At 58.7% G+C, this 26,541-nt stretch carries 26 protein-coding genes; 21 read left to right on the top strand and 5 right to left on the bottom strand.

The window, feature by feature from the left end:
* Positions 1-62: 62 nt before the first annotated feature.
* From ACFSR7_RS15730 to ACFSR7_RS15745, 4 genes are all read right to left on the bottom strand, one after another.
* Positions 63-1,274 carry a cation:proton antiporter gene (locus tag ACFSR7_RS15730; protein WP_378163111.1) on the bottom strand — a complete coding sequence of 404 codons (1,212 nt, stop codon included), beginning with the start codon at positions 1,272-1,274 and terminating at the stop codon, positions 63-65.
* 1 nt (position 1,275) lies between these two features.
* Positions 1,276-1,770 carry a cation:proton antiporter regulatory subunit gene (locus ACFSR7_RS15735; RefSeq protein WP_378163112.1) on the bottom strand — a complete coding sequence of 165 codons (495 nt, stop codon included), beginning with the start codon at positions 1,768-1,770 and terminating at the stop codon, positions 1,276-1,278.
* Positions 1,771-1,961: 191 nt separating this feature from the next.
* Positions 1,962-2,324 (bottom strand): hypothetical protein, encoded by a 363-nt coding sequence (locus tag ACFSR7_RS15740; RefSeq protein ID WP_378163114.1) that lies wholly within the window; start codon positions 2,322-2,324, stop codon positions 1,962-1,964.
* 395 nt (positions 2,325-2,719) lie between these two features.
* Positions 2,720-2,905, bottom strand: coding sequence for a YjzC family protein (locus ACFSR7_RS15745; protein WP_378163115.1), 186 nt, complete (start codon positions 2,903-2,905; stop codon positions 2,720-2,722).
* Between the two features lie 170 nt (positions 2,906-3,075).
* Here ACFSR7_RS15745 and rpsF point away from each other — a divergent pair, with 170 nt between their 5' ends.
* The 3 genes from rpsF to rpsR all read left to right on the top strand — a co-directional run bounded on the left by rpsF (position 3,076) and on the right by rpsR (position 4,349).
* Entirely contained in the window at positions 3,076-3,360 is a 285-nt protein-coding gene (gene rpsF / locus ACFSR7_RS15750) for a 30S ribosomal protein S6 (protein WP_378121749.1), read from the top strand.
* Positions 3,361-3,441: 81 nt separating this feature from the next.
* On the top strand, positions 3,442-3,993 hold the full coding sequence (ssb, locus tag ACFSR7_RS15755) for a single-stranded DNA-binding protein (protein WP_378163117.1): 552 nt from the start codon (positions 3,442-3,444) through the stop codon (positions 3,991-3,993).
* A gap of 23 nt (positions 3,994-4,016) precedes the next feature.
* Positions 4,017-4,349, top strand: a complete 333-nt coding sequence (rpsR, locus tag ACFSR7_RS15760; protein WP_378121747.1) for a 30S ribosomal protein S18 — start codon at positions 4,017-4,019, stop codon at positions 4,347-4,349.
* 331 nt (positions 4,350-4,680) lie between these two features.
* Here rpsR and ACFSR7_RS15765 read toward each other — a convergent pair whose 3' ends face one another.
* Positions 4,681-5,649 (bottom strand): tyrosine-type recombinase/integrase, encoded by a 969-nt coding sequence (locus tag ACFSR7_RS15765; protein WP_378163119.1) that lies wholly within the window; start codon positions 5,647-5,649, stop codon positions 4,681-4,683.
* Between the two features lie 81 nt (positions 5,650-5,730).
* On the opposite strand from ACFSR7_RS15765, the gene ACFSR7_RS15770 reads away from it, so the two are divergent.
* The 18 genes from ACFSR7_RS15770 (at position 5,731) to yycI (ending at position 26,424) form a co-directional block, all read left to right on the top strand.
* Entirely contained in the window at positions 5,731-6,453 is a 723-nt protein-coding gene (locus tag ACFSR7_RS15770) for an HD-GYP domain-containing protein (RefSeq protein ID WP_378163121.1), read from the top strand.
* A 393-nt stretch (positions 6,454-6,846) separates the two neighbouring features.
* Positions 6,847-7,287, top strand: a complete 441-nt coding sequence (locus ACFSR7_RS15775; RefSeq protein ID WP_378121746.1) for a CBS domain-containing protein — start codon at positions 6,847-6,849, stop codon at positions 7,285-7,287.
* A gap of 64 nt (positions 7,288-7,351) precedes the next feature.
* Positions 7,352-9,370: an amidohydrolase family protein gene (locus ACFSR7_RS15780; protein ID WP_378163123.1), complete on the top strand. Its 2,019-nt coding sequence runs from the start codon at positions 7,352-7,354 to the stop codon at positions 9,368-9,370.
* A 305-nt stretch (positions 9,371-9,675) separates the two neighbouring features.
* On the top strand, positions 9,676-9,978 hold the full coding sequence (locus tag ACFSR7_RS15785; RefSeq protein WP_378164603.1) for a MazG-like family protein: 303 nt from the start codon (positions 9,676-9,678) through the stop codon (positions 9,976-9,978).
* Positions 9,979-9,985: 7 nt separating this feature from the next.
* Complete coding sequence (locus ACFSR7_RS15790; protein WP_378163125.1) at positions 9,986-10,891, top strand: DUF2232 domain-containing protein; 906 nt, start codon at positions 9,986-9,988, stop codon at positions 10,889-10,891.
* A 15-nt stretch (positions 10,892-10,906) separates the two neighbouring features.
* Complete coding sequence (locus ACFSR7_RS15795; RefSeq protein WP_378163127.1) at positions 10,907-12,877, top strand: DHH family phosphoesterase; 1,971 nt, start codon at positions 10,907-10,909, stop codon at positions 12,875-12,877.
* On the top strand, positions 12,874-13,317 hold the full coding sequence (rplI, locus tag ACFSR7_RS15800; RefSeq protein ID WP_378163129.1) for a 50S ribosomal protein L9: 444 nt from the start codon (positions 12,874-12,876) through the stop codon (positions 13,315-13,317). The genes ACFSR7_RS15795 and rplI overlap by 4 nt, the downstream gene beginning before the upstream one ends.
* Positions 13,318-13,321: 4 nt before the next feature.
* A complete protein-coding gene (gene dnaB, locus ACFSR7_RS15805) occupies positions 13,322-14,698 on the top strand; it encodes a replicative DNA helicase (RefSeq protein ID WP_378163131.1) in 1,377 nt (458 codons plus the stop codon).
* 262 nt (positions 14,699-14,960) lie between these two features.
* Entirely contained in the window at positions 14,961-16,247 is a 1,287-nt protein-coding gene (locus ACFSR7_RS15810) for an adenylosuccinate synthase (protein WP_378163132.1), read from the top strand.
* 205 nt (positions 16,248-16,452) lie between these two features.
* Complete coding sequence (locus ACFSR7_RS15815) at positions 16,453-16,878, top strand: GntR family transcriptional regulator (protein ID WP_378163134.1); 426 nt, start codon at positions 16,453-16,455, stop codon at positions 16,876-16,878.
* Positions 16,844-17,728: an ABC transporter ATP-binding protein gene (locus tag ACFSR7_RS15820; protein WP_378163136.1), complete on the top strand. Its 885-nt coding sequence runs from the start codon at positions 16,844-16,846 to the stop codon at positions 17,726-17,728. Before ACFSR7_RS15815 ends, ACFSR7_RS15820 begins: the two co-directional genes overlap by 35 nt.
* Positions 17,718-18,782 (top strand): ABC transporter permease subunit, encoded by a 1,065-nt coding sequence (locus ACFSR7_RS15825; RefSeq protein WP_378163138.1) that lies wholly within the window; start codon positions 17,718-17,720, stop codon positions 18,780-18,782. The genes ACFSR7_RS15820 and ACFSR7_RS15825 overlap by 11 nt, the downstream gene beginning before the upstream one ends.
* 370 nt (positions 18,783-19,152) lie before the next feature.
* On the top strand, positions 19,153-19,914 hold the full coding sequence (locus ACFSR7_RS15830; protein ID WP_378163140.1) for a hypothetical protein: 762 nt from the start codon (positions 19,153-19,155) through the stop codon (positions 19,912-19,914).
* 124 nt (positions 19,915-20,038) lie between these two features.
* Entirely contained in the window at positions 20,039-21,601 is a 1,563-nt protein-coding gene (locus ACFSR7_RS15835; protein ID WP_378163142.1) for a peptidoglycan DD-metalloendopeptidase family protein, read from the top strand.
* 149 nt (positions 21,602-21,750) lie between these two features.
* On the top strand, positions 21,751-22,491 hold the full coding sequence (gene yycF, locus ACFSR7_RS15840) for a response regulator YycF (protein ID WP_378121735.1): 741 nt from the start codon (positions 21,751-21,753) through the stop codon (positions 22,489-22,491).
* Positions 22,488-24,320, top strand: a complete 1,833-nt coding sequence (gene walK, locus ACFSR7_RS15845; RefSeq protein WP_378163144.1) for a cell wall metabolism sensor histidine kinase WalK — start codon at positions 22,488-22,490, stop codon at positions 24,318-24,320. The genes yycF and walK overlap by 4 nt, the downstream gene beginning before the upstream one ends.
* Complete coding sequence (locus ACFSR7_RS15850; RefSeq protein WP_378163146.1) at positions 24,317-25,612, top strand: YycH family regulatory protein; 1,296 nt, start codon at positions 24,317-24,319, stop codon at positions 25,610-25,612. Before walK ends, ACFSR7_RS15850 begins: the two co-directional genes overlap by 4 nt.
* Before the next feature lie 41 nt (positions 25,613-25,653).
* Positions 25,654-26,424, top strand: coding sequence for a two-component system regulatory protein YycI (gene yycI, locus ACFSR7_RS15855; protein ID WP_378163148.1), 771 nt, complete (start codon positions 25,654-25,656; stop codon positions 26,422-26,424).
* The last annotated feature ends 117 nt before the right edge of the window (positions 26,425-26,541 follow it).

A 26,541-nucleotide genomic window follows, 5' to 3' on the forward strand; every position in this document is an offset into this window, starting at 1 on the left:
GATCGTGAAGAGATGGTGGGCTCTTAAATCGGGATTGGATTCGATAGGATAAGGCCATTACGCTAAGCTGCTTGGTTATCCGCCGATCGGTTCCACCTGAGCAGCTTCCCGAGCAGCTTGTGAATGTGCTTGGATTCCTTGGTCAAAAGCGGACCTAAAATAGCCAGGATGAGTACATATAAGGCGGCAAAAGGTTGGAGAACGACGAGCAGTCCGCCGGCTTTCGCCATGTTGGCCATGATGATCGAAAATTCCCCGCGCGCGACGATCGTCAAGCCGACATTGGAAGAAGCCTTGCTCGAGAGACCGGCGCTGCGGCCCGCCAGAAGGCCGGCGGCATAATTGCCGATCAACGTGACCACTACGGCGCCCAAGGACAGCCACAGGGCATCTCCGAGCGTCAGCGGATCGATCGTGAGGCCGAAGCTGAAGAAGAAGATCGCGCCGAAGAAATCGCGGAAGGGCAATATGAAATGCTCGATCCGCTTAATATGCTCCGTCTCCGCCAGCACCAGGCCGAACAGAAGCGCGCCGATCGCTTCGGCGACGTGGATCGTCTCGGAAAAGCCTGCGACGAGGAACAAACCGCCGAAGACGATTAGGCCAAAGAGCTCGTTGGAGCGGACGTTCAGCGCCTTGTTCAGGAGCGGCACGCACTTGCGTCCGACGACCAGCATGAAGAGCATGAAGGCGAAGGCGATGCCCGCCGAACCGAGGACCCCCCAGACCGAGGAGGAGTCGCTTAAGACAAGGCCGGACAGGATGGAAATATAGACGGCAAGGAAAACGTCCTCAAACATAATGATGCCCAGGATGAGTTCGGTCTCTGCATTCGCCGTGCGTTTGAGATCGACAAGCACTTTGGCTACGATCGCGCTGGAGGAGATTGTCGTGATGCCCGCCATCACCAGCGTCTCAGCCAGAGGGAAGCCCGTCACGAAGCCGTAGCCCAGGCCCAGCGTGAAGTTGATCGCGATGTAGATCGTACCGCCGAACGCGATCGACTTGCCCGATTTGAGCAGCCGGCCGACGGAGAACTCCAGGCCGAGATAGAAGAGGAGAAACAGCACGCCGATCCTCCCCATGAATTCGATGAGCGAGGCGCTCTCGATGAAGCGGAAGTCGAGATGCCAGAGCTTAAAAGAGTGGGGACCTACGGCCATACCGATAATGATATAGAACGGAATGACGGAAAATCGCAGCTTGGCGGAGATGAGACCCGCGAGGGCGATCAATGCCACGGCCAAGCCGACTTCAAGCACGAGATGGTCCATATTAAACCTCCCCGCCGGTCAAGATGCTTTTGAGCGCCTTCAGGTTTTCCCGCTCGCCTGCCGCAATCAGCATAGAATCGGCTGTCAGCACGAAGTCGGGGCCGGGCGTAATATGCTTGGCATGATCTCTGTTGACGATCGCGAGAACCGTAGCGCCGGTGCGCCGGCGAATCTCGAGGTCGCCGATCGAGACGCCAACGCATGGACTGCGGGACTCCAGCCTGAACCACTCGATAACGAGATCGCTTAGCGCAATCTCTATCGATTCGAGCATGCGCGGCTTGTAAGTCATGCCTCCAACGATCGCGGCGATCGAACGAGCCTCGTCGTCGTCGAGCGTGATCATGGAGATGCTGTCTTCGGGGTCCTCGTATTCAAAATGATAAAGCTCCCGATGGCCATCGTCGTGAATGACGACAACGAGCCGGTCGCCGCTGCGCGTGAGGATTCGGTACTTCCGGCCGACGCCGGGCAGATCCGTCTCTCTGATATCCATGGACAACATCCTTTCTATATGCAGGAATTTAACAATGAGCCGTAGGAAAAGAACCGCCGATATGAGTCGGCAGGCAAGGAGGAAGGCGAAGTATCGCGAATAACAGGGCGGGAATCGCTTGAGCCGGGCAGATCAAAATACACGCTGCCTCAATCGAATCGAAGCGCGAGCTATGCTGCCACATGGGCGGATTAGGAGACGTAAGTGGAGGAGAACTGAAGCGGGCGCAACAAGCGTCTGCGCAGCAGAACATGCACCGAGGCGATGTGCGCGTGGTGATGGGTGGGAAGGCGGTAAGGCAGTCTGGGCTTAAGGACGATTAAGGCAAACAAGAGGAACAACAAGGGGGCACCTGGACGCGGTTTGCCTGAAGCGGGATCCGGCGTTCGGGATTGGACATGCGTATGAAACTCGGTACCGCGAAGGCTCGATGCAGCGGATTCGCCGGCTGTTGACTCTAGCGTGGGGGTGGGCGTAGAGAAGATCATGAATACGGCTAGCAGCAGCCAGGCAATCAGATCGCCGGCAGAGCGCGTCGGATTCAATTTAGTCATCGGCAGCCCCCCTTTTAACAATAACTTAACCATAGTGTAGCACAGTTTAACAGTCAGTATCAAAATCAAACCGGTAGCGCTTGTCCGACGCGGGCCCTGCGCAGAAATGACGAAAGACCCCTTGCGGGGTCTTCCGGGCGACGTTAATTGAAGCTGGACTTCCATGTCGTACGTGACGTTGCCGGTTCATCCCGGCGCTTCGGCTTGTTGAAGGTTCGCTAACGCGATAACGTGTATTGCAAGACCATGTCTGCGACACAACCCCTCGCTTCCTACTCCGTCTTCGACGTTCCTCCTGCGGGTTGTTGCCTGCAAAGGTTCAACGGAACCAACACCTCTCTGTTCGTCGCCGGTAATTAGAATGTCCGCCTTGGGGGAGCGTTATACGCGCCGCTTTAAAATTGCTTCACCTTTTTCCACTTGCGGTTGTGATTAGTCGTCTCCGGGAACCGCTCGCCCTTCTCCAACGTGACATGCTTGGGGTTCTCGATATTCATGTGAAAAGCATCCTCGCTCACTTCCATGTAATGACCGTTGTTCGGGGCGCGGTCGCCCGGTTCGAACTGCGTCTGTTCACCCATCTGATGATCACCTCCCGGCCTTAGTGTTGCGGGAAAAACCTTGCAGTATGCGGGCGAATGTGATAAAGTATTCAGGTATGCGATAAAAAGGCATACTCCTTGCTCCTCTACCATGGACAGGTTCCATGGTATATAAATGGGGGGCCAAAGACCAAAAGGAGGTAACGAAGATGCGCAACTACGAGTTGATGTACATCATTCGTCCGGACGTGGACCAAGAGTCCGTTCAAGCTGTCACGGAGAAATTCCAGGGCATCATCGCGAACGGCGGCGAGATCACGAAGCATGAGGTACAAGGCAAGAAGCGCCTCGCTTACGAGATCAACAAGCACCGCGACGGGACGTATGTGCTGGTTCACTTCACGGCCGAGCCGGCTGTGGTCACCGAACTGGAACGCGTACTGAAGATCACGGACGAAGTCATTCGTCACATCGTCGTACGCGATGTCGCTTAAGGCAGTCGCTTAAGTCAGCACAGCACGCAATACCCGGCGGTTTACGCCGTTCAAGTCGTCACTCGCAGGAGGGGACCGAAGATGTTGAACCGTGTTATTCTGATCGGACGCTTAACCAAAGATCCCGAGCTTCGCTACACGCCTGCAGGCGTGGCCGTAGCCCAATTTACGCTGGCTGTAGACCGCCCGTTCTCCCGCGATTCCGGCGGGGGCGAACGCGAACGCGAGGCGGACTTCATTCCGGTCGTCACTTGGCGCCAACTGGCGGAGACGTGCGCGAACTACCTTCGGAAGGGCCGTCTGGCCGCCGTCGAGGGGCGCATTCAAGTGCGCAACTACGAGAATAACGAAGGTCGCCGCGTCTATGTCACCGAAGTCATCGCAGACAATGTACGCTTCCTCGAATCGCCGAACCGCGAAGGCGGATCGCAAGGACGGGACGAGTACGGCGGAGGCGGTAACGGTGGCAGTGGCGGCAATAGCGGCGGAGGATACGGCGGTGGCGGCGGGTACGGTGGAGGCAACTCCGGCGGCAGCCGCAGCTCCGGCTCTAGAGGCGGCAACAACCAATCGGATCCATTCGCCGATGACGGCAAGCCGATCGATATATCGGACGATGATTTGCCATTCTAAGACAGGGAAGGACGGTACTATAAATGAGCGAACAACAAGCACCAGCCGCTCGTGAAGAGCGCACGTATACGCCCCGCGAGAACCGCGGACCGGGCGGAGGCGGCGACCGCGAACAACGCGAGCCCCGCAAGTTCCGTCGCGGACGCAACAAGCGCCGCAAAGTTTGCTACTTCACGGTTAACAAGATCACGCACGTCGACTACAAGGACCTGGACCTGCTCCGCAAGTTCATCTCCGAGCGCGGCAAGATCCTGCCTCGCCGTGTGACGGGCACGAAGGCAAAGTACCAACGCCTGCTGACGGTTGCGATCAAGCGCTCCCGCCAAATGGCGCTGCTGCCTTACACCACCGACTGAGTCGGGTGACCGAATAGGCTGCGGTTAACGCGAGCCAGGGCTATGTCCTCCATGAGGGCATAGCCCTTTTTATATTCATGCTCTTATTACGAAAAAATCCCCGACTTCTGCCCATGCAGCAGATTCGGGGACTTGCTCGTTTTGAAAGCAATTTTTTTCTGTATGGGTAAGAGTTTACTGACGTAAACTGTTATGTATAACGTTGGTCGTACAATTATAGTTGTACGACATAGGGCCTAAATTTATACCAAAAACAACAAAATCCTACAATACATTATAGGACAATAGACATAATCCGACAATATGAATTGCCGCAAACCATAAAAAAAGACTATGTCTCTTCGCTCGACAATCCTGTTATGCTCTCCTCGACAAAGTCGGTAGCGGATTTCTTAATTTGCTCAACCGTATGGAGATAACGCTGGGTTGTGTTGATATGCGTATGCCCCAACGTCTCTTGCACTTGCTGAAGCGAAGCACCGCCGAGCAGGGCAAGCGTGGCGCTTGTATGCCGGAGCCAGTGCGGCGTGGGCGTTTTGCCATGCAGGACGCGTGAAGCTTCCTTGATAATACGTTCGATATGCCTCGGCGAAAGATCAAAAAGTCTCGAGGAAACGCCTTCCGTGTTCATCCCTTCAGGTCCGGCTTTCATATAATCGGACAAGTGCTTCCATAGTTGGCTCGGCACCTTAATCTCTCTGCTCTTTCCCCCCTTTCCCGCGATGACATTCAGCCATACCGTTGTCTCCGACGGATTAAAGTGAAAGTGCGAATGGCGAATGGCTGACAATTCAGAAACCCGCAGACCAAGCGTAGCTAAGCATAGACCGATCAAATAATTGCGGATGCTCTGGGCACGGAGCGCATTCAAAAGGATCTGAAGCTCCTCGAGCGTTAGAAAATGGCGGGCGCTCGTGACTTTCACGGACGGAAGCTTCACCGACGTCGTGGGGTTCTTGAGAAAGACGCCGATATTCGGATCGCTTCCCCATTTATAAAGTGACTTCAGCGGTGCGATGAGGGCGGCAACGCTAGCCGCCGATAACGGCTTTTTCGTGCGGTTTAATGTCCCTCGGGTCAAGCCCAACTTAAATACTTCAATATCCCTCCATGTAACCTTGGATAATGAAACTTCTCCCAAAAACGCTCTGAATTGTTGAATCGCCCTACGGTAATTTCGCTGGGTGTGAACCGATTTTTCAAAGAGCGACAAAAAAATATCGATAACAGCGTCGTCATCCATGGTTTGCATGCCATCCGATTCTTCTTCGCTCAAGGTGGCTGAAGCGTATTCCAACATACATAGCCCTGCCTTTCATGGGTCGTACAACTATAATTGTGCGACGTTAATTCGTTTCGAATGAGTAAAACGGGAGGAGAATTGCGGAAACGATTATTCTTTTTTATTTCAACGGCATTTTTGCCGAAAAAACTTAAATTCGGAGGCCACATGCGCAATAGCGTCTCAATGCTGAACAAGCTAATGCCCGAAACCGGCATGACGATGAATTGGCTGGAAACCTTGAAGGACAAGCACATGGATACCTATAGACATAGTCTAAGGGTGGCATGGCTGGCGGAAAAGCTGACGACGGTGCTGCCGATCTCCGATAAGGACCGGCAGGAAATCGTGAGTGGATGTCTGCTGCATGATATCGGCAAATTGCTGATTCCCAACGAAATTCTGGACTCGATGAAGCCGCTCACCCGCAAGGAATGGGAGCTAATTGAAGAACACCCTCAGTTAGGGGCGTATTTGCTTCGTCACGATAATATCGGACTGACGACGATGCATGTCATCCGTCATCATCACGAAAGATGGGACGGCACAGGCTATCCATCAAAGTTAAAAGGACAGCACATTCCCTATGGCGCCATTGTCTGCAGCGTTCTGGATGCCTTCGACAGCATGGTCGTCGACCGTCCCTATCGTGAAGGAAAGCCGATCGAGGAAGCGATCAGGGAGCTATTTGCCCATGCCGGAACGCAATTCAGCTTGCCTATTGTCGAATGCTTTGCGTCGATGGCCGATCAGGTCCGCATCTTCTACGAAACGACGCCTGTTCGAAGCCGGCCCGACGACCAGGGAGGTGCAGTACTGTAATGCAAAGCGAACGGGAGCAGTACGTGGAATGCGGTCTGGCAGGACAGCGCTACGCCATGGATCGCCAGGATCATATCGGGCCCGATCTTACTCGGCTCCGTGGAGAGCATCTCGAACGCGAGCCAGCAGTCTGCCGCTGCCAGCGAGGAGACGGCCGCCGCAGCGCAATCGCTGGGTGTGCTGGCCGAGATTTGTACCGCGCGGTTTCTATTTTCAAGACGGCCTAATGAATCGGTCCGCGACTCGTTCGCGGATTTTTTATGCCGGGATTCATGGCCGACGCGTCGGCTGGATCGATCTGGCGCGGCTGGCGTCCATGTCCTTGGAGACACTTCAAACCGCATGGTATAATGGGGTGGATTCGAATCGCAACGCGCTAGAGGAGAGGAACAAATGAATATCGCGTTTTTCCTCCTGCCGAAGCAGGAGGTCGTATGCCTGCCTTCGAACGCCACGCTGCGTCAGACGCTCGAGCGGATGGAGCGCCATCGGTATACGGCCGTGCCTGTGCTCGGCGATGACGGGAAGTACGTAGGAACCGTTACGGAAGGCGATTTATTATGGTATCTTAAGAATCGCGAAGGGCTATCATTTGAGCAAACCGCTCGCATTCCATTATCGGAAGTGCCTCTGCGAACGACGAACAAGCCGGTACAGATCGATGCCAATATGGAAGATCTCATCTCGCTCGCCAAAGGCCAGAACTTCGTCCCGGTCGTGGACGACACCAGCGCGTTCATCGGCATCGTGCGTCGCAGCGATATCATCGACTATTGCGCCGGATCGTTGATTGGACACGGCACGGATGATAAAAAGGTAAAACGGGAAGCTTAAAGGTGGAAAAGGATGGCATCGCAAGCAGCGGGCGCCATTCGAAGCTACCTTGGAGGCATCCCGCATGAATAAAAAGAAACCATGGAAAGCGATCGGCTATTCGATCGCGGCCCTGGCGGCAGCTTCCATCGCTGTCGCGGCTGTAAAAGGAAGCGGCAGTCCGTTCGGGTATCCGGCGCGGGAAGCCGCTTCTTTGAGTCGTCCGGATAAAGCGGCGCCGGCGGTCAAAAACGTAGGGAGCGTCGCAGCAGGCGCGGCAATGCCGGCTCCCGTCCTTGCCACGCCATCCGATGCGGAGCTGGCTCGCACGTACGACACCGTCATCTTGGGCGGCAGGGTAATCAATCCGGAGACGGGGCTCGACCGCAGGGGCGTCAACGTTGCCGTCCAGGAGGGCCGTATCGCGCTTGTAACGGACCGGCCGGTCAAAGGGCGGCGGAAGATCGACGCTCGCGGGCTTGTGGTCGCGCCGGGTTTTATCGACAATCTGTCCTATGACCCGAACCCGCTGGGCGTCTGGAACAAGATTGCCGACGGCGTCACGGCGAATATCGCCATGCATGGCGGCACGGATTCGCCGCGCAAATGGTATCCCTATTATGAACGCGCGGAGACGCCGCTCCACTACGGCGCCTCCTTCTTCTATACGAAGGCGCGCAACAAGCAGGGCATCGGCCTGTATACGCCGGCGAGCGGCGCGCAGACCAGGCGTCTTGCAGCCGAAGCGGAGCAGGCGCTGCAGGACGGCTTGCTCGGCATCTCGTTCAGCCTGGAGTACGTGCCGGGAATCGGCGCCGCAGAGGTGCTGCCGCTTATGCGGCTCGCGTACAAGTACAATGTGCCGGTTTATTTTCACGCCAGATACTCCGACATGACCGAGCCAGGTACGAATATCGACGCGATGAACGAGATCATTGACTACGCGAGGGAGACCGGCGCCTCCGTCCACGTCGATCACATCAACAGCACGGGCGGCACGTTCTCCATGAAGCAGTCGCTGGACATGCTGGCGAAGGCGCGCGCGGAAGGGCTCGACATCACCGCCTGCACCTACCCTTACGATTATTGGGGGACGTATCTCAACTCGGCGCGCTTCGACGAAGGCTGGCAAGAGCGTTTCAGGATCACCTATAAGGACCTGCAGATCGCCGGAACCTCAGAGCGGCTGACGGAGACGACATTCGGCACGTTCAAGAAGGAAGGTAAGCTCGCCGTCGCCTATGCCATCCCGGAGCAGGATATCGAGGATTCGCTGGCTGCGCCCTTCGTCATGATCGGCAGCGACGCCATTCTGGAGCCGGGCAACAACAATCATCCGCGCGCATCGGGCACATTCGCCCGCACCGTCGGCTTGTACGTGCGCGAGCACCGCGTCATCTCGCTGATGGACGCCGTGGCGAAGATGTCGCTGATGCCCGCCCGGCGTCTTGAGCGGCAGGCCCCGGCTCTGCGGAAAAAAGGGCGGATCGCGCGCGGGATGGATGCGGATATCGTGATCTTTGACTACGGCAAGATCGGGGACCGGTCCACGGTCGAGCGGCCGGAGCTGCCCTCCGCGGGCATCCGGTACGTGCTGATCGGAGGACGGATCGCGCTGGACGGCCTAGGGCTGCACAAGAACGTGCGCGCCGGCGAGCCGATCCGCAGCGAGTTCGTCCGCCTGCCGGAAGGCGGCGCGGGCGTGCTCGAGCTGGCGAAGACGTCGGTGCCGGCGGTGTCTTATCGCGGCGAGGCGTATGCGGACGTCCGCGTGCTAGAAGCGCTGGGCTACGCGCTGAGCTGGGACGGGCGCTCGCATACGTTCGTGGCGGAGGCGGCTGCAAGCGACAGCCCAGGCGGGGGAGCGGCGCAGGGCGGTCAAGCCGTCTCGGCGGAAGGCGCGAGGGCCGCGGCAGCAGATAGGAAGGAGCCCGGCCCGGGCGCATTGATGCTGGAGCGCGGGCATCGGCTGACTTGGCCCGAGGGGGAGGCCGAGCTGCTGTCGGTCGGCAGCCGGGACTACGTGCCGCTAGCCGTGTTGAAGCGGCTGGGCATGGATGTGCGCGAGCGCGGACAGCATGTCTGGTCTGCCGTCGGATCGTGATTGCGCAGCGCCAATCATGGCGAGCTCGTCTTCGAGGGGGCAAAAATTAAAAAGCTGCAACCGGTAAAGCTGCATCCGGCGGTTAGCCCGGTGCAGCTTTTTGAAATTTGCAAAGGGCAAGTGCTGGGCAAGGAAGGTATAATTGGCGACCCAAAACGGCGGCTATGCCGCGTTAGACTAGCAAATGCCATTGTGGGAGCGGCGAGTTTATGTGCTATAATGTTGGTTACAGCTTTAGCGCGATATTCGCATGCGGCAGCCGTCAGACAGGGATTTTTTCGGAGGAGGGACAGGACTTGTCTTCAATCGATCAGAATCTGGATGTCGCCGGGAAAGCCCGGTCTATCGAATGGCTTAAGAGTGAGGTGCTGGACCAGGTATCCCGTCTGTTCAAGGCCATGTGGGAAGGCAGCACTGCGCGGATCACGGACAGTCTGTCCGGGCTCATCGCGAGCGCATACATCCTTGGCCGCCGGCTGGGCATTTCCTACCGAGACCTCGACAAGGCGGTCGAAGACAAGCTTAGCCGCCTGAAGCAGGAGGGGCATCAGCTGGAGGATCAGTACCGCGACCTCTCGGCACTGGAAGAACACATTCGCAAGAGGTGAAAACTCGTTGAACACGGCCTTGAAGTCGCTGGCCTGGAGTGCCGTGGCGCTGCTGATGCTGCTCAGCGTCGCTACCCCGTTGAGCGGTATAACGATATTTCTGTTGATGACGCCGATGGTCGTGCTCTATACGATGCTGCGACCCGTTTCGTTTGCCGTCCATATCGCCTGCATCGCCGTATTGGCTTTCCTCATCCTCGGCAGCTCCGGGGCGCTGGCGCTGACATTCGGATTTTTCTTTCTCGTGCCTTCGATCGTCATGGGGCATTTATACAAAAAGCGGGTCGCCGCCAAAACCGTCGTCACGGTGGGCTTTATCATCCTGCTCGCGCAGCTGGTGACCGAGCTTACGCTATTCTCGATTCAGTACGACATCGACTTCACCGCGCAGCTCGCATCCTTCCTGGACGAGCGCATCCAGGAGCTCCAGGCCAGCAACATGCTGACGGGAGACTGGACGGGTACGGCGCAGGCCTTCGGCGAGGCCGTCGTACGTCTGCTGCCGATGCTGCTCATGCTGTGCTCGTTCCTGCTGGCGATCATCACGCACGGCATCTCGCGCAAGGTGCTCGCCTGGTCCGGCATCGTCGTGTCCGGGCTGACGCCGATGCGCAGCTGGATGCTGCCCAAGAGCACGGTGCTGCTGTACGTGATCGTGTGGATCATTCAATTTTCCATGCCGGCCAACAGCGTTAATTTTTGGGCGGTGGCATCGGACAATGCCGTGCCCGTGCTGGATTTTTTATTCCGCATCCAGGCGCTCGCGTTCTTCTTTTATCTGGCGCATCAGAAGAAGTGGTCCAATGTCGTACCCGTTCTGATCGCGATCCCGCTGTTTCTCATTCAACCGTTGTATTTGATCGGTCTGCTGGATACGGCGTTTCCGCTGCGCCGATATTTTGACAAGAAGTAGGGGAGCGAAGCCACAATGCCCAAATTTCTCGTTCAGCGGTGGCACGGCATGCACAATGTCTGGGCGCTCGCTCTCATCTTCTTGCTTACGGCCGCACTTACATGGTTCTATTGGCCGCTAGGCATTATCGCCCTGGTGGCGGGAGGCGCCGTCGGCGTCTTCTCGCTGCTCGCCGAGCGGGCCTTTCGCAAAGAATGGAACGACTACGTGCTGACGCTGTCCTCCCGCATCCGGGGCGTCGGCACGGAAGTCGTCGGCGGACTGCCTTTCGGAATCATTCTTTATAACGAAGACCGCGAGGTCGAATGGCACAACGGCTTTATATCCAAAATCGCGGAGCGAACGTCCGCCGTCGGCACGCCGTTGTCGGAGCTTTTTCCCGGCATCCAGCAAGCGAAGGAAAAAGATAAGACGCTTGGCAAGTGGGAGACGACGCAGAACGGCCGCGTATATGAGATCCTGTTCCGCCCGACGGAGCGCATGCTGTTCGTCGCGGACGTGACGGACCACTGGACGCTCTCCAAGCGTTACGAGGACGAGAAGCTCGCCATCGGCATCGTAATGATGGACAATCTCGAGGAAGTCGCCCAGGGCATGGACGAGCAGCAGCGGGCGCTCATGCTGTCCAAGGTGACGGGCGAGATCAACGAGTGGGCGCAGAAGTACGGCTTGTTCCTGCGCCGGCTGTCGTCCGACAAGTACATGGTCATCGCGAACCAGGTGGCGCTCAAGCTGCTGGAGCAATCCAGATTCGAGCTGCTCGACGAGGTGCGCGAGATCACGATGAACCTGAAGCTGCCAATGACGCTGTCGATCGGCTTCGCCTCGGGCGCAGACAACATCGCGGAGCTCGGCCAGCTGGCGCAGGGCAGCCTCGATATCGCGCTCGGACGCGGGGGCGACCAGGCCGTGGTCAAGTTCGGCCAGCGGCAGAGCTTCTACGGAGGCAAGAGCAACGCCGTCGAGAAGCGCACCCGCGTGCGCGCGCGCGTTATCTCGCATGCGCTGCGCGATCTCATGAAGGAGAGCGACCATATCATCATCATGGGCCACCGGATGCCCGATATGGACTCGATCGGCGCGGCCATCGGGGTGCTCAAGGCGGCGCAGCACGTCGGCAAGGAAGCTTTTATCGTGCTCGAAGGCGTGAATCCCGCGATTCAGCGGATGATGCATATGCTCAAGGAAGACGAAAAGCTGATTCGCCGCTTCATCACGCCAGAGCAGGCTTCGCAGCTCACGGGCAAGCGCTCGCTGGCGGTCGTCGTAGACACGCACCGGGCGTCGATGGTCGCCGAGCCCAAGCTGCTCCAGCAGACGGACCGGGTCGTCATCGTCGACCACCACAGACGCAGCGAGGAGTTCATCGAGGACGCGGTTCTCGTCTACATGGAGCCGTACGCTTCCTCGACCTGCGAGCTGGTGACCGAGCTGCTCCAGTACATCCACGAGCGCGTCGTGCTCGACGTGCGCGAGGCTACGGCGCTGCTGGCCGGCATTACGGTCGATACCAAGAGCTTCGCGATGCGCACGGGCTCGCGCACGTTCGAGGCGGCATCGTTCCTCCGGCGCAACGGCGCCGATCCGGCGTTGATTCAGAAGATGCTCAAGGAAGATCTCGAAGAATACATCAAGAAGGCGGAGATCATCCGCAACGCGGAGACGTACTTCGATTATATCGCGATCGCGGTCGCCGATCCGGCGAAGCCGGTGCCGCAGCTGCTGATCGCGCAATCGGCAGATACGCTGCTTAATATGACGGGCATCAAGGCATCGTTCGTCATCGCCCAGCGTCCGGACGGCACGATCGGCGTCAGCGCCAGGTCGCTCGGGCAGATGAACGTGCAGGTTGTCATGGAGCGTCTCGGCGGAGGCGGCCATCTGACGAACGCGGCTTGCCAGGTGCAGGGCACCGTCCAGGAAGTCGCAGCGAAGCTTAAGAAAGTGCTGAACGATATTAACGGGGAAGAGGGTCTTTTCGAATGAAGGTAATATTCCTGCAGGACGTAAAGGGTCAAGGCAAGAAGGGCCAGGTCAAAGAAGTATCGGAGGGCTACGCGCGCAACTTCCTGCTGCCCCAGGGCTACGTGCAGATCGCGACCGACGGCGCCAAGAAGACGCTCGATCAGATCCAGGCATCCGTCGATAAGAAAAAGGCCCAGGAGAAGGAAGACGCGAAGGCACTCGCGGTCAAGCTCGGCGAGATGAAGATTGTCATCAAGGCAAAGGCCGGCGAGGGCGGGCGCCTGTTCGGCGCGATCACGAGCAAGCAGATCGCCGAAGCGCTGGAGAAGCAGAAGATCACGATCGACAAGCGCAAGATCGAGCTAAACGAGCCGATTCGCACGCTCGGCGTCACCCAGGTGCCGCTCAAGCTGTACCCGGACGTCAAGGGTACGCTGAACGTGCAGGTCACGGAGGAGTGACGGCATGAGCGAACGGGGCGATCAACTGACGTTCGATCGCGTGCCGCCCCAAAACCTCGAAGCGGAGCAGGCGGTACTCGGCGCAATTCTGCTCGAGTCCGAGGCGCTCATCACGGCGATGGAGCGGCTGAACACCGAGGACTTCTACAGCGTCGCGCATCAGCGGATCTTCGAGGCGATGGTCGACCTGAACGAGAACAATCAGCCGATGGACCTCATCACGATAACCGCGACGCTGCGCGACCGCGGCCAGCTGGAGGAGGTCGGCAGCGTCTCGTATCTGGCCAAGCTGGCGAGCGCCGTGCCGACTGCGGCCAACGTCGACTACTACGCGCAGATCGTCGAGGAAAAGGCGATGCTGCGCCGGCTCATCCGCACAGCGACGCAGATCGTCTCGAGCGGCTACGCCTCCGAGGACGACGTCGGCGCGCTGCTGAACGACGCCGAGGCGCGCATCATGGAGCTGTCCAATCGCCGCGCGGCGCACGGCTTTATCAGCATTCGCGACGTGCTCATGGACGTATTCGAGCGGGTCGAATTCCTGTTCAACCATAAGGGCGGCACCACGGGCATCCCGAGCGGATTCATCGATCTAGACAAGATGACGTCCGGCTTTCAGCGCAACGACCTGATCATCGTGGCCGCCCGTCCTTCGGTCGGCAAGACCGCCTTCGCGCTCAACATCGCCCAGAATGTGGCGGTGCGCGCGCAGGAGACGGTCGCGATCTTCAGTCTTGAAATGTCGGCCGCGCAGCTCGTCCAGCGGATGATCTGCGCCGAGTCCAACGTGGACGCGGGGCGGATGCGGACCGGCTTCCTCGAAGGCGACGACTGGGAAAAGCTCTCGATGGCAATCGGCTCGTTGTCCGAGGCGCAAGTGTATATCGACGATACGCCGGGCATTACCGTAGCGGAGCTGCGGGCCAAGTGCCGCCGTCTCAAGAAGGAGAAGGGGCTGGGCATGATTCTGATCGACTATCTGCAGCTGATCCAGGGCCGCGGCAAAGCCGGGGAGAACCGGCAGCAGGAGGTCTCCGAGATCTCGCGTACGCTCAAGCAGATCGCGCGGGAGCTCGAGGTGCCGGTCATCGCGCTGTCGCAGCTGTCGCGGGGCGTCGAGCAGCGGCAGGACAAGCGTCCGATGATGTCCGACCTTCGGGAATCGGGATCGATCGAGCAGGATGCCGACATCGTCGCGTTCCTGTACCGGGATGACTACTACAATCACGATACCGAGAAAAAGAACATTATCGAGATCATCATCGCCAAGCAGCGTAACGGACCCGTCGGCACCGTAGAGCTCGTCTTCCTGAAGAACTTCAACAAGTTCGTCAGTCTGGATCGGGCGCACGGGGAAGCGATGGTCGGCAGCGCTTCCTGATGACGAATATCCGAACATTTCCGAACGATTATGGGGACCCCCTTCCGATCGTTCGGTTTTTTTATTTGACTTGAACGCTTTAGCTTGCTAAACTAGACAATGCCGCGATAGCGGCCATTTGCCGTCCATCGGGGGAGCGTACTCTTCCCGGTGCGTTGTCGCGTGCGCTTGAAGTTGGCGCCCTCGGCATCCTCGCATCCGTGCGGGCGGCACTAATCATGCCGGCTGGCCAAGTGCCAACAGGCCGGATGGAGGGATTGCATTGTCTACAGTAGTTGTTGTAGGAACGCAGTGGGGAGACGAAGGCAAGGGCAAGATCACGGACTTCCTGGCGGAAAAGGCAGACGTCGTCGCCCGCTATCAGGGGGGCAACAATGCCGGACATACGATCCTCATTCAAAACAAAAAGTACAAGCTGACCATGATTCCTTCCGGCATTTTTAACGAAAACAAAGTATGCGTCATCGGCAACGGCATGGTTATCAATCCGGCCGCGTTGGTGGAGGAACTCCAATATATCCGCGATAACGGGTTCAGCACGGATAATCTGCGCATCAGCGATCGCGCGCATGTCATCATGCCGTACCACCTCGTGCTCGACGCACTCGAGGAAGACCGCAAAGCCGACAACAAGATCGGCACGACGCGCAAGGGTATCGGCCCTTGCTACATGGACAAAGCCGCTCGCAACGGCATTCGCATCGCCGACCTGATGGATGCCGAAGAGTTCACGCTCAAGACGCGCCGTCTCGTGGAAGAGAAGAACCAGGTCATCGAGCAAATGTACGGCGGCGAGAAGCTGGACGCCGAGCAGATCATCGATGAATATCTGAAGCTCGCCGAGATCCTGCGTCCGCTCGTGACCGACACGTCCGTCGTCCTTAACGACGCGATCGACGCCGGTCAGAGAGTGCTGTTCGAGGGCGCCCAAGGCGTCATGCTCGACATCGACCAAGGCACTTATCCGTTCGTGACGAGCTCGAATCCGTCCGCCGGCGGCGTGTGCATCGGCTCTGGCGTCGGTCCGTCCAAGATTCAGCAAGTCATCGGGGTGGCCAAGGCCTACACGACGCGCGTCGGCGACGGTCCGTTCCCGACCGAGCTGCATGACGATCTCGGCCAATGGATCCGCGACAAGGGCCACGAGTACGGCACCGTCACGGGCCGTCCGCGCCGCGTCGGCTGGTTCGACAGCGTCGTCGTCCGTCACGCCCGCCGCGTGAGCGGCATCACGGGCCTGTCGCTCAACTCGCTCGACGTGCTGAGCGGCCTCGAGACGGTGAAGATCTGCACCGCCTACAACTACCGCGGCCAGCTCATCGAGCACTATCCGGCCAACCTCAAGATGCTCGCCGAGTGCGAAGCCGTCTACGAGGAGCTCCCGGGCTGGAGCGAAGACATCACCGGCGCCAAGACGCTGGACGATCTGCCGGAGAATACCCGTCGCTACGTGCAGCGCGTCTCCGAGCTGACCGGCATCCCGATCGCGATCTTCTCCGTCGGCCGCAACCGAGAGCAGACGAACCAGGTTGCGGAGATTTACGCTTAAACGGGAGCAGCGCATCCCATAGAACCTCATAATTTCAAGCTCTCTCGCCTTCCCTCGGGGATCGGCGGGGGAGCTTTTTTTATGTCCGAAAAGAGGTTTGCAAGTCCTTTCCTACAAATGTATAATGTGTACTAGTTAAAGTGGTACACATAAAAGTTTTGCACGCAACAATGGTACACGCAAAAGGAGCTGACCCGGTTGTCCTATGATACGCATCGATGAGAGAAGTCCGACGCCGATCTACGAGCAGATCGTGCAGAACTTCAAAGCGCTGATCGCGAAAGGCGCGTTAGCGGAAGGCGATCGGATTCCCTCGGTACGGGAGCTGTCGGCGACGCTGCTCGTCAACCACAACACGGTGGCCAAGTCGTACCAAGAGCTCGAGCGCCAAGGCGTAATCGTATCGCTGCGGGGCAAAGGCGCATTCGTGGCAAAGGCGGCGGAGGAGCCGGGCATGGAGCGTGAACGCTTGCTGCGATTGCGCGCAGAGCTGCGGCGCATCGCGGTCGAGGCCCATCATCTGGGCGTCGGAAGCGATCGCTTGCTCGATTGGCTGCAGGAAGAAATCAAGGAATACGGCAAGGGGAGGGAATCCGGTGCTGACGGTGCGTCATTTGAGCAAAAGGATTGACGGCAAGCCCGTGTTGACAGAGGTGGACTTTGAGCTGGAAGCGGGCAAGGTGGCCGGGTTGATCGGACGGAATGGCGCCGGCAAGACGACGCTCCTTAAGATCATGTCCGGCATTCTCGATCCGGACGGCGGCGAAGTGCTGTTCGACGGCCGGTCCATCCACCGCGAGCCTGGGACCAAACGGGAGCTGGTGTTTATACCGGACACGCCCGAGGCTTGGTACGGTTATACGGGCTGGGGAGCCGCCTATATGTTCGGTCAGATTTATCCGCGCTTCGATCCCGCCTACTTCAGAGATACGATGAAACGGTTCGGTCTGCCGCTTGACCGCAACATACGTCACTTCTCCAAAGGCATGCGGATGATGTTCAGCACTGCGCTAGGCTTGGCTACGCGCGCTAGGCTCGTGCTTCTGGACGAGCCGACCAACGGAATCGATCCGATCGCCAAAAAGCAGGTGCTGACGCTACTCATAGAAGCCGCTGCGGACGGCATGTCGCTTGTCGTCTCCTCGCATCTGCTGGAGGAGCTGGAGCGGATGACCGACACGATATGGATCCTGCGCTCTGGTACCGTCGAGACGCATGCTTCCGAGGGCGCGGCCGAAGGCATCGTATCGAAGCTGCAGGTCGTATTCCAAGGCGAAGCGCCCGAAGGTTGGCTGCGCTCTACCGACGTCCGGGTGCTGGATCATATCGGCCGCGTGTATACGCTGCTGCTGAACGTCGCCTCCGGAAGCACGGCCGCCGCAGAGCTGGAGGCGATGAATCCGTTGCTGGTCGAGCCGCTGCCCGTGCGGCTTGAGGATCTGTACGTTTGGAAGCTTGGAGGCGAGACGTATGCGAACTAAATCATGGTGGAGCGGCATGCGACCGCTGCTCGGCAGAGAATATGCGCAGGCGCGTCTATTCATTTTCGCAGTGCCGATCGTGCATTTTCTGACGCTGGGGCTGCCGCGCATGAATCAGTGGTTATGGAACGGACCAGGTACCAATCTGCTTGATCGCCTGCAGACGAGCGCCTTTACGCACGGCGACTTATACCGTTACGTTTACGATAATGGCGCGCATGAAACCGCCGGCCGATACTGGCTGTTGCTTGCGGCCTTCGTGCTCGCGCTCGTTCAGCTCGGCGTCGAGCGGCGCAACGGCTCTCAGGAGCTGCTATTCTCGCTGCCCTATTCGCGCAGCGATATCTTTTTGACCAAGTGGCTGCTTGGCGCTGCATTGTTCGGCGGTTCGCTTTTGCTGAATACGTTGATTGACGCCACGGTGCTGGCGGTATCGCCGGCCTCTGCGTTTTTGCGTGGCGATTACTTTGCCGTTCAATTCGGTTATTCTCTTCTTGTCGTGCTGGCCGGATACACTTGCGCGCTCCTCATCGGAACCGTGACAGGCAGCGTTGCCTCTCAGACCATTCTTACAGGGGTGCTGGCTGCGCTCCCGATCTTGTTCGTCGAGCTTCTTGACTCCTCCCTACAGGCGCACGGCATCCAGATGTCTCGCCGCGAGGGGTACGACTCTTATTCGCCGGTCATGTGGGGAGATCGCATCCGTTCCTGGTTCAACTTTTTTAATTATTCCTCCGCGCAATATCTGGAGATCAAGTGGGGAAAAGCGCTATTCCTGCTCGCTCTGACGGCGGCTAGCTTGGCGCTGGGCCGGTTCGCGTACAGCCGCAATCCGACGGAGAACAACGGCAAGCTGGTGATATTCAAAAGTGCAGAGACTGTTCTGCGTTACGGCTTCGTCCTCTGCGCGTCCATGGTAGCGGGCATGCTGGGTACGGAACTGTTCAGGCTCAACGCAGGTGACCGGCTTGGCTACGATATCGGCTTTGTGCTTGGATGCGTGCTAAGCGCATGGGGCATTCGCAAGCTGCTGCGCATGCGATTCAAATATTAGCTGGCGAACGTGTCGGCAGCATGTCGGGTATACGCCGTTTTAAAGATATCCCCTTCGGACAGGGAACGGATCTCCGTTACTGGTGGAGGGGTATTTTTCGTATCTGAGTACTGGCAATCATTTGTAATTGCTGACGCGAGATGCCTGCGTTCCTGATCGAAGGGGATATCGTTAAAACGTGCAAACGGAGTATGCTCCTGAACGAGGGGGATATCGTTAAAACGCTGCGCAGCGATAGTTCCTGATTGAGAGGGATACCGTTAAAACGCAGCAGCGCACCGCCATCATTATTTGCCTCGGACGGAATGCCGTTCCTGCTGGTTGCCCATACTGATGCTATGGAAATTCATAGATTTGGAGGGCGCGCATCATGTGGAAATGGATCCGCTGGGCGGGACAATTAATCGGAGCGACGCTGCTTGTCAGCTTCTTGAGCATCTGGACGACGGGTTATATCGTGACGAGCTACGTGCAGACGGCGTTGGCCGACTACGGCATTGCGCTGGATGAGCAGCCATTCGCGATGAGCGGCGTGTGGGGCAAGTTGTGGGGAGCGGGTGGCGAAAAGAAAGCGGCGCAAGGGGAAGCGGAATCTCAGGCCGTAGACGACGGGGACCACCAGGCAGCAGGTACTTCCGAGCCGACTGCGACTGCGAGACCCGATGCCGGAGTGGAGTCGAGCCAAGGGGAACCGGATGCATCCAGCATGGGCACGCCTGATTCGGATGCGGCGACCGGGGGCGGCGCGGCTAGGCCGGATGCCAACGCGGGGAGCGTGCCATCGCCGGAGCCGGGACCGGAACCAAGCGGTTCGGTGACGAATGGGGAAGCTGCAGCTTCGCCGGGCGATACGGGCGACGATGGCTTGCAGGACGACGGAGCGGTACCTGTGTGGAACGGAGAAAATGGTTCGTCGGCGGTCTCCGGGCTCACGGACGAGGAGAAGCAGCAGATCTACTCCGTCGTCGTCAGCAAGCTGACAAGCGATCAGTTGGCTCAGCTGACAGGGCTGATTCGCAACGGCTTGACCGCAGAGGAGGTGCCTCAATTGGAGGCATTGCTGAAGCCCATACTGAGCGACAAAGAATACGCCACGATGCTGGAGGCGTTGAAGGTTCCGGAGGCGCAGTAGTCTTTTAGATGAGAGAATTCTAAGCCCCGTTTCATTGATAGCCCGATAGACGCTATGCTACAGTGTTGAAGATGTCGCTTTTTGCAGCGGCAATCTATCATACATAGCGATCAAGGAGTTATCCATGAATAAAGGCAGCAGAAGCAAGCGAATTGCGGGAGCCGTCAAGGGAGCGGCCGTCTGGATCAAACGCCGGGCGGGACGCAAGACGGCGATCGCCTTATGCGCGGCAGTCGTCGCGGCAGGCGGAGGCACGGTGCTCGTCAAGCAGCATATAGAGGCTCATACGTTGTCTTATTCTGAAGTATGGATCGGCGGCGAGCATGTCGGGGACGTCGGCGACCGAAGTGTCATCGAGCGAAGCGTCGCCGCTAAGGCAGCCCAGTTGGCTCAGGCGGGCGGCGAGGTCTTGTATGAGCTGGATGATGGGCAGGTCGCTTACAAGGATGCCAAAGCCTACGGAAAAAAGCTGGACGATGCGGCAGTTGCTGCTCTGGTTGGCGGCGTGCTCAAGACGCATCCGACCGGCGTCGAGCTGATGGTCGACGGCAAGGCCGTTGCGGTCGTGCGGGACAAAGAGACCGCGGAGCGAGTGTTGGAGCAGATCAAGGCGCACTACGCGCCGGCCCCTGCAGAGGCGGCTGCAAAGAATGCGAAGAAGCCAGCCGCCAAGGAAGTACAGTCGCTGTCCTTCAGCGCGCAAGCTTCGACAGCCGGCGACGAGCTTCCTGCTGCCGGCGACGGACAAGTCGCGGCGACGGGCAAGGAAGCGGCACAGAAGCCTGTGGCCGACGACAGTGCGACCTTTGAGGAGACGGTGGCGATCGCGGAGCCGGCCGAGGTGGATGCCAGCAAGATCGAGGATGACGCAGCGCTCGTCAAGCGCCTGATCGCGGGACATACCGTGCAGCGCGTCTATACGGTGAAGGCCGGCGATTGCATCGGCTGCATCGCGGACGAGCAGCAGGTGTCCGAGGATCTCATTTATCAGAACAATCCTTGGATTGAAGAAGACAAGATCAAGATCGGCGACCAGTTGAACCTGACTGTCCAGGAACCCCTGCTTAACGTCCGGTCCGAGGAGACGGTGACGCAAACGGAGACGATCGAATCGCAGCTCGAGATTCGCAAGACGGATGAACTCAAAGCGGGCATATCCAAGATCGTCAGGCCGGGCTCGGACGGCAAGCGCATCGTTACCTACAAGCTGCTTAGGCGCAATGGGCTCGTCATCGAAGAAGAGCAGGTATCCGCTCAAGTCGTGACGCCGGCGCTCTCAACCGTCATGCTGAAGGGCACGAAGGTGACGCCGAGCGAAGGCTCGGGCAACTTCATCTGGCCCGTATCCGGTCATAAGATTACCAGCTATTACGGCAAGCGGTGGGGCCGCCTGCACAAGGGCCTAGACCTGGTCGGCAGCAGCAGCGTCAAGGCTGCCGACAACGGCGTCGTCGAGCTCGCTGACGACAGCATGAGCGGCTACGGCAACGCCATTATTATCAATCATAACAACGGGTACAAAACCCTGTACGGTCACCTCAGCAAGATAAACGTCAAGGTCGGCCAAGTCGTGGAGCAAGGCGAAGCCATCGGCGTGATGGGCAACACGGGCCACTCCTTCGGCACGCATCTGCACTTCGAAGTCTACTTGAACGGCAAGCTTAAGAACCCCGCGGATTATTTGTAAACATTTACCCATGCAAACGCCCTTCGAAACGCGCTTTCGGAGGGCGTTCTCTGTTGGGCAGAAACCTAGGGTATGTTAAAATAAGGCTAATCATAGCCGCCGGACGATTGAGATCCGAGGAAGCGGGACAGGGATACGGAGGCCAGCGCATGCCGGGCAAAATTCTGGTCGTGGACGACGAGCGGCCGATCGCCGATATATTGAAGTTTAACTTGGAAAAAGAGGGCTACGAGGTCATCTGCGCTTTTGACGGAGGAGAGGCCGTGCAGCTCGCGTTCGAGCACGATCCGGACTTGATCCTCCTTGACTTGATGCTGCCGGTCAAGGACGGCATGGACGTCTGCCGCGAGGTTCGCAGCCGGCTGTCGACGCCGATTATTATGCTGACGGCCAAGGATACGGAGCTGGACAAGGTGCTGGGCCTCGAGCTCGGCGCGGACGACTATGTCACGAAGCCGTTCGGTACGCGGGAGCTGCTTGCGCGGGTCAAGGCGCATCTGCGCCGCCAGCGCAAGCTGGACGAGCCCCGCGAGGGTGCCGAGCAGGAGGCGGAGCCGGAGCGGCAGGGCCTCAAGCTATTCAATCTTTTTATCGATACGGATATGTACGTTGTCTACAAGAATGGCCAGCCGCTGGATCTGACGCATCGCGAATTCGAGCTCGTGCACTATCTCGCGCGCAACAGCGGCAAGGTCATGACGCGTGAGCATCTGCTGCAAGCCGTGTGGGGCTTCGAGTACTTCGGCGACGTACGGACGGTGGACGTGACGATCCGGCGGCTCAGAGAGAAGCTCGAGGACGATCCGAGCAAGCCTGAGCTGATCATGACCCGCAGAGGCCTCGGCTATCTGATGCGCAGTCCCAAGATGGCGGGCGGGTACGGGGGATGAAGCTGTTCGCGCCGCTGCGCACGATTCAGGCGAAGCTGATCATGATGGTGCTCCTGCTCATCCTCATCGCGGTGCAGCTGATCGGCGTCTACTTTATCAGCACGATGAAGAAGTCGCTCATCGACAACTTCACTTCGAATATCAATACGCAGGCGCAGCTGCTCGCTTTGATGCTTGGCTCGGGAGAATTCGCCAAGCAGGACGGCGAGGGCAACCGCTCCGACGAAGCCATCGAGTCGCTCAAGCAGCTCGTCGGCAGCCTCTTCAGCCAGAACGGCACGGAGACCCAGGTGCTCGACGCCAGCGGGCGCGTGCTCTCCACCTCGCTCGAGTCTCATCAGAGCTACATCGGCCGCAAAAACACGTCGCTTCTCGTCAGCCGCGCGCTCCAGGGCATCAGCGACAATACGGGCGAGCTCATCGACGAGGACCGCATCCGCAAGAAAGTCATTGCCAAGCCGATCCTAAGCGGCGACCGAGTGATCGGCGCGGTCTATGTCGTAGCCTCCATGTCCGAGCTCTACAATACGGTGGAACGAATTAACCGCATCTTCGTCTCAGGCATGCTGCTCGCGCTCGGATTAACGGCAGTGCTCGGCATCCTTTTGTCGGGCACGATCACTTCTCCGATCAAGGCGCTTACGCTGCAGGTCACTGCCGTAGCCGAAGGCCGCTTCGACGAGCGGGTGCCGATTCTCGGGAACGACGAGATCGGACAGCTCAGCGCGGCCTTCAACGAGATGACCGAGCGGCTCAGCGAGGCGCTGTCCATTAACGAGGAGGAGAACGAGAAGCTCTCCTCCATCCTCTCCAACATGAACGACGGCGTGCTCGCCACGGACGAGATCGGGCGGGTCATCGTCGCCAATCGCCGCGCCCGGGCGATGCTCGGGCAGGAGACGATCGAAGGGATGACCCTGTCCGAGTGCCTGGCCATCGACAAGGCCGCCATCGCCGGCACGCTCGAAGGCAAGGAGTCGACGCGCCTCATCTCTCGCATGCAGCCCGTCAGCGAGGAAGAGCTTGTATTCCGCGCGTCGCTTACTCCGATCCGCCGCAGAGACAAGGGCGTAGTCGGCGTCATCGCCGTGCTCCACGACGTCACCGAGGCCGAGAAGCTCGACAATTCGCGTCGCGAGTTCGTCGCGAACGTTTCGCACGAGCTGCGTACGCCGCTTACGACGATCAAGAGCTACACCGAAGCGCTGGACGACGGCGCGCTCGCCGAGCCGCCGCTTGCGGAGCGCTTTGTCGGCGTTATCCGCAGCGAGACGGAGCGCATGATCCGGCTCGTCAACGACTTGCTCCATCTGTCGCGCTTCGACTCCAAGCAGGCGCAGCTCCGGCGCCAGATGACCGACGTCGGCGAGATGATGGAGGACGTCGTCGACCGCTTTTCGCTGCAGCTGCGACAGAAGGCGATCACGGTCAAGGTCGAGGTCGATCCGAGCCTTGCCAAGGTATGGATCGATCGTGACGGCATCGATCAGGTGCTCGACAACATCGTGTCCAACGCGATCAAGTACACCCTCGACGGCGGTTCGGTTCGCCTGACCGCGGGGCCGACCGAGTCTGGACAGCTCTCGGTGTCCGTGCGCGATACGGGCATTGGGATTCCGAAGAAGGATCTGGCGCATATCTTCGACCGTTTCTACCGCGTGGACAAGGCGCGCTCGCGCAATATGGGCGGCACGGGTCTCGGCCTGTCGATTGCCCGGGAAATCGTCCGCGTCAACGGCGGCAGCATACTCCTCGATTCCGAGCAGGGAGTCGGCACGACCGTGACGGTCATGCTTCCGATGGTTCAGGAAGGAAGTGAGTACGCTTGATCGATAAAGCCAAATCCGTCGCGCTCGCGCTGCTCGTCGTCCTTAGTCTTGTGCAGAGCTATTTCCTGGCCTACAGCATGCCGAACCTGGAGATCCAGGTGAAGACTGAGCAGGATTACGTCAAAACCGAGGAACTGGGGCCCGAAGAGAAGGTTGAGAATCTGCTCTTCCCGGAATCGCTCGTCATTCACATGGGGCAGGACAAGCATACCGTTTTCTACCCGCAAGACACTTTTTACAGAATGGTACTGGACAAGCTGTCGAGCCGGGAGTTCAAAGGCTTCCAGCGGGCCGAAGCGAGAGCGATCGACTGGGAGCAGGTGCGTCGGCAGGACGAGGGCATCGAGATCCGCTTCGGGCGCAATATCCCCTTTTCGATGCTGCAGCGCGCATTCAAAGGCATCGACGGCGAGGCGATCCTCGCCGAGGGATCGATCGACCGAATCTGGATCTTCGCCCGTCCGGACAGCGGAGAAGTGCGCAGCTTCTTCCTGAACGCCGACGGCACCGAGGTGTACGAGGCCGCTCAGGTCGACCTGACCGCGCAGGACGTCGAGCAGAGCGTCGGCTTCGGCCAATATTGGAAGCCGTTCAGCTATTGGGCCAACGGCGTCTACGTGCCGGATCAATCGCTTGCGCTGAGTCGCGTCGAGGTGGGTTTCACCAAGTATACGGCCGACCAGATGCAGCGCAACCTGTTCAACGACCCGACGACGACAAAAATGATCCAGGACAGCCAGGACGGCGCGCAGATTTACACGGATACGAAGCGCGGACTCAAGATCGAGCAAGCGGGCGGCTGGCTGTCCTACAAGGACCCCGTCGCGCGGGCAGAGGGACGGGACGACCCCGCGGAGAACATCACGTCTGCCGTTCAGTTCGTCAACCTGCACGGCGGCTGGAACGGCACGTTTCGCCTGGCGCAGGCACCGGGCTCCGCCCAGGCAGACGATGCTGACTCGTCGATCCGGTTCCAGCAATACTACGGCGACGTGCCGCTTCTCTCCGCTGGCGAGTTCAGTTTCGGCTACATGCAGCTCACCGTGCAGCAGGGCGTGGTCAGCTCCTATGAGCGGTCGCTGCTTGTACTGGGAGACAAGGTCGGAACCGCGCAGCCGTACAACCTGATTTCAGGCAATCAACTGCTGGTGAAAATTCGCCAAGCGGCAGGCGGCCAGCAGGTCGCATCGCTTTTCCCGGCCTACCGCACGACATTGGCTCAGGATAAGCTGGTGCTGGAGCCGGTATGGGCGATACGCACGTCAAGCGGAGAAGTTCGCTTCGCCGGCTGAGCCGGACGGAAAAAGGCATTTTCTGCGGAAGGGGGAGCAAGGTGGACTGGGGAAGAGCGAAAACGGTGCTCATCGTCGCTTTTTTAGCGCTAAATATCGTGCTCGGATATCAGCTATGGCTCGAGTGGCGGGAGCGAATCGACTCGACGGTCGACTGGACCTCCTTGCCCGCTGAAGCTAGGCAGATCATGCAGGAGAAGAACATTCGCATTGAAGCCAAGATCCCGACCGATACGCCAAGCCTGCGCGATATTGCGTACAAGCAGCAGGTGCCGTCCGGAGCGGCAGGGAACAAACGAATTGCGATCGAGCCGTCTCGAGAGACGCGTATCGTGTTTAATAATAAAGAGCTGTTGCAGGCGCTTGGGGATGTCATTCCCGAGCTGTCGAGATATCAATTCGATTATTACGGCAGCGCGAGCGAAGGCGAATATGCGTTCAATCGCAAGGTCGAGGGCTTGCCTCTCTTCGACGCCAAACTGATTCTCTATTATAGCGAGCAGAAAATTCAGGAATACAGCCAAGATTTGATCGAGACGCTGCCGTCCGAAGGCGGGCCGGACCAGAAGGTGCTGCCTGCAACCCAGGCGCTTACGAGTCTGATCCTGAAAAAATACTTGCCGACAGGGGCCGCCGTTAAGGAAGTGCAGCTCGGTTATCACGGCCAGGGCATTTTTAACTCCGATACGCAGGTGGCCGCGCCCTCCTGGCGCGTCCTGCTCGAAGACGGAGGCGTGTTCTACGTCAATGCGGCAAGCGGCGAGGTTTCCACGGACAAGGAGACCTCTCTCGAGCCGTTATCGGAACCTTAAGGCTCGCAGCGCGCCCGAAGTAATTAACGCTGAGGGGCTCTAATCTGATAGAATAAAATAGAGTGCGCGAATATAAAGATCCTTAGAGAGACATATAGCCTTGCCGGAGAGAAGAGA

The sequence above is a fragment of the Cohnella sp. GCM10020058 genome, from assembly GCF_042683485.1.
Classification (GTDB): Bacteria; Bacillota; Bacilli; order Paenibacillales; family Paenibacillaceae; genus Cohnella.

Bases quoted from the DNA above. Each gene is read 5' to 3' on its own strand.
- ACFSR7_RS15730 (WP_378163111.1), bottom strand. From the start codon at position 1,274: ATGGACCATCTCGTGCTTGAAGTCGGCTTGGCCGTGGCATTGATCGCC.
- ACFSR7_RS15735 (WP_378163112.1), bottom strand. From the start codon at position 1,770: ATGGATATCAGAGAGACGGATCTGCCCGGCGTCGGCCGGAAGTACCGA.
- ACFSR7_RS15740 (WP_378163114.1), bottom strand. From the start codon at position 2,324: ATGACTAAATTGAATCCGACGCGCTCTGCCGGCGATCTGATTGCCTGG.
- ACFSR7_RS15745 (WP_378163115.1), bottom strand. From the start codon at position 2,905: ATGGGTGAACAGACGCAGTTCGAACCGGGCGACCGCGCCCCGAACAAC.
- rpsF (WP_378121749.1), top strand. From the start codon at position 3,076: ATGCGCAACTACGAGTTGATGTACATCATTCGTCCGGACGTGGACCAA.
- ssb (WP_378163117.1), top strand. From the start codon at position 3,442: ATGTTGAACCGTGTTATTCTGATCGGACGCTTAACCAAAGATCCCGAG.
- rpsR (WP_378121747.1), top strand. From the start codon at position 4,017: ATGAGCGAACAACAAGCACCAGCCGCTCGTGAAGAGCGCACGTATACG.
- ACFSR7_RS15765 (WP_378163119.1), bottom strand. From the start codon at position 5,649: ATGTTGGAATACGCTTCAGCCACCTTGAGCGAAGAAGAATCGGATGGC.
- ACFSR7_RS15775 (WP_378121746.1), top strand. From the start codon at position 6,847: ATGAATATCGCGTTTTTCCTCCTGCCGAAGCAGGAGGTCGTATGCCTG.
- ACFSR7_RS15780 (WP_378163123.1), top strand. From the start codon at position 7,352: ATGAATAAAAAGAAACCATGGAAAGCGATCGGCTATTCGATCGCGGCC.
- ACFSR7_RS15795 (WP_378163127.1), top strand. From the start codon at position 10,907: ATGCCCAAATTTCTCGTTCAGCGGTGGCACGGCATGCACAATGTCTGG.
- rplI (WP_378163129.1), top strand. From the start codon at position 12,874: ATGAAGGTAATATTCCTGCAGGACGTAAAGGGTCAAGGCAAGAAGGGC.
- dnaB (WP_378163131.1), top strand. From the start codon at position 13,322: ATGAGCGAACGGGGCGATCAACTGACGTTCGATCGCGTGCCGCCCCAA.
- ACFSR7_RS15815 (WP_378163134.1), top strand. From the start codon at position 16,453: ATGATACGCATCGATGAGAGAAGTCCGACGCCGATCTACGAGCAGATC.
- ACFSR7_RS15825 (WP_378163138.1), top strand. From the start codon at position 17,718: ATGCGAACTAAATCATGGTGGAGCGGCATGCGACCGCTGCTCGGCAGA.
- ACFSR7_RS15830 (WP_378163140.1), top strand. From the start codon at position 19,153: ATGTGGAAATGGATCCGCTGGGCGGGACAATTAATCGGAGCGACGCTG.
- ACFSR7_RS15835 (WP_378163142.1), top strand. From the start codon at position 20,039: ATGAATAAAGGCAGCAGAAGCAAGCGAATTGCGGGAGCCGTCAAGGGA.
- yycF (WP_378121735.1), top strand. From the start codon at position 21,751: ATGCCGGGCAAAATTCTGGTCGTGGACGACGAGCGGCCGATCGCCGAT.
- walK (WP_378163144.1), top strand. From the start codon at position 22,488: ATGAAGCTGTTCGCGCCGCTGCGCACGATTCAGGCGAAGCTGATCATG.